Source organism: Massilia sp. 01N417 (assembly GCF_056399645.1).
The window spans coordinates 1-2,083 of the sequence record NZ_JBFTRS010000051.1; the positions used below are offsets into that span (position 1 = coordinate 1).

2 protein-coding genes and 1 pseudogene are annotated in these 2,083 nt (G+C 69.9%); 2 read left to right on the plus strand and 1 reads right to left on the minus strand.

What is annotated here, in order from left to right:
* Positions 1-72 precede the first annotated feature (72 nt).
* Positions 73-255, plus strand: a complete 183-nt coding sequence (locus AC1DOQ_RS26800) for a hypothetical protein (RefSeq protein ID WP_477371411.1) — start codon at positions 73-75, stop codon at positions 253-255.
* On the opposite strand, the gene AC1DOQ_RS26805 is transcribed toward AC1DOQ_RS26800, so the two are convergent.
* Positions 252-1,706, minus strand: a complete 1,455-nt coding sequence (locus tag AC1DOQ_RS26805; protein WP_477371413.1) for an aminotransferase-like domain-containing protein — start codon at positions 1,704-1,706, stop codon at positions 252-254. The genes AC1DOQ_RS26800 and AC1DOQ_RS26805 overlap by 4 nt on opposite strands.
* A 111-nt stretch (positions 1,707-1,817) precedes the next feature.
* On the opposite strand from AC1DOQ_RS26805, the pseudogene AC1DOQ_RS26810 reads away from it, so the two are divergent.
* Positions 1,818-2,083 (plus strand): annotated as a pseudogene (locus AC1DOQ_RS26810) (EamA family transporter); the annotation flags it as partial.

The window sequence follows — 2,083 nt, forward strand, 5'->3', positions numbered from 1 at the left end:
CATGGCGGACGCCCTGCGCGGCATCTTCGATGCCTACCGCGGCCAGGTCGGCGTCGCACGCGGCCTGGTCGAGTGAACCATAAAGTCACCTATACGCGCCGGGATCCGGTAACGGCCCGGCTGATCTACAAGGCCCAGGTCATCCTGCGCATCCTCGGCCCGGGTGCGGCGCGCGCCTTCATGAGGACCATGAGGCTGGACGCCGCCCTGATCGAGCGCGTGCTGGGGGCGCAGCGGGACGCGCTGCGGCGCTAGGATTCCGGACCGGCGGCGCCGGCGAGGAAAGGCCACAGCGGCGAATCCTCGCGCGTCGCCACGTTCAGCCGCATGCGCGTGGACGGCAGCTGGCCCGGCGAGAACAGGCTGCCCGGCGCCAGCAGCAGGCCCTGCTCCATGGCCTGCGCCGCCATCACGCTGGTATCCCTGCCGGCATCGACCCACAGGAACATCCCTGCCGAGGGCAGGCTCTCCAGCTTCAGTCCCAGCCCTTCGATGCGGCGGATGGCCTTCGGCCGTGCCGCATCCAGGCGCGCGCGGATGCGCTCCAGGTGCTTGCGGTACACGCCCTCGGCCAGGATCTTGTACACCACCCGTTCGCCCAGCTCGCTGGTGGTGAGGGTCGCCAGCATCTTGCGGTCGGCCAGGCGCAGCGCCAGTTCCTTTGATGCGGCGATGAAGCCGACCCGCAGATTGGCCGCCAGCGACTTCGAGAATCCCCCCAGGTAGATCACCCGCCGCAGCTGGTCGAGCGGCGCCATGCGCGTGGCCGGCTGCGCCGACGGTCCCGGGTACAGGTCGCAATAGATGTCGTCCTCGACGATGACGATGCCGTGCTCTTCGGCGATGCGCAGCACCTGGAAGGCCTTGGCGGCCGACAGCGACGTCGAGCTGGGATTGTGCAGCACCGAATTCACCACGAACAGGCGCGGCTTGTGCAGCGCCGCCAGCTCGGCCAGCTTCGCCACGTCCGGCCCGTCTCCCAGGCGCGGAATGCCGACCACTTTCAGGCCCATGGCGGCGAAGGAGCCGAACATCAGGAACCAGGCGGGATCCTCGACGAACACGGTGTCGCCCGGCCGGCACAGTTCGCGCGCCACCAGGTCCAGCGCCTGGGTCACGCCCACCGTGGTCACGATCTGGTCCGGCGCCGCTTCGATCTCGAGTTCGGCCAGCTTGCGCTGCAGTTGCTGGCGCAGCGGCAGATAGCCCTGCGGCGCGCCATAGTTGAGCAGCATGGCGCCCGGCTGGCGGCCGATCGCGCGCAGGGCGCCGGCGATGCCGGGGCCGTCCAGCCATTCGGCCGGCAGCACCCCGGCCGCGGAACTGGTCTGGCCCGGCGCCTGGCGGAACAGGTTGCGGATCAGCCAGACCACGTCCAGGGTCGGCGCCGGCGGCGTCCCCGCCACCGGCGCTTCCTTCAGGCCCGTGTTCAGCGGCGAACGCTCGCGCACGAAAAAGCCGGCGCCGCGGCGCGACTCCAGATAGCCCTGGGCCACCAGGCGGTCGTAACTGGCCACCACCGTGAAGGGCGAGACGCCATGGGCGCCGGCGAACTGGCGGATCGAGGGCATGCGGGCACCGGCGCGCAAATGCTTGTCGTCGATGCGCGCGGCCACGGCGCGGACGATCTGGTCCGCCAGCGGCTCGCCGGAATCGCGTGAGATCTGGGCTCGAAACCCGGGGGCCTGGAAGACTGTGTTGGTCATTTCGCCATGACAGTGTGAAGGTTTATGCGGGAAACTGTATAGGTACTGTACTGCTCATGAGGTCTAGCATAGCGCTGACCAGGTATTGACGCAATCATCACAGGAGCCGATATGACACAGTCCACCCTCGCCCCGCCTGCCTTACCCGCGGCGCGCGACGAACACCGCAGCGAAACCCGCGGCATGCTGCTCGGCCTGGCCGCGGTCGCGCTGTTCAGCCTGACCCTGCCCTTCACGCGCATGGCCGTGGCCGAACTCGATCCGCTGTTCGTTTCGCTGGCGCGGGCCGTCGGCGCGGCGCTGCTGGCCGGCGCCTGGCTGCGCTGGAAGGGCGCGCCGCGGCCGCCGCGCGCGGCACTGCCGGCGCTGGCCGTGGT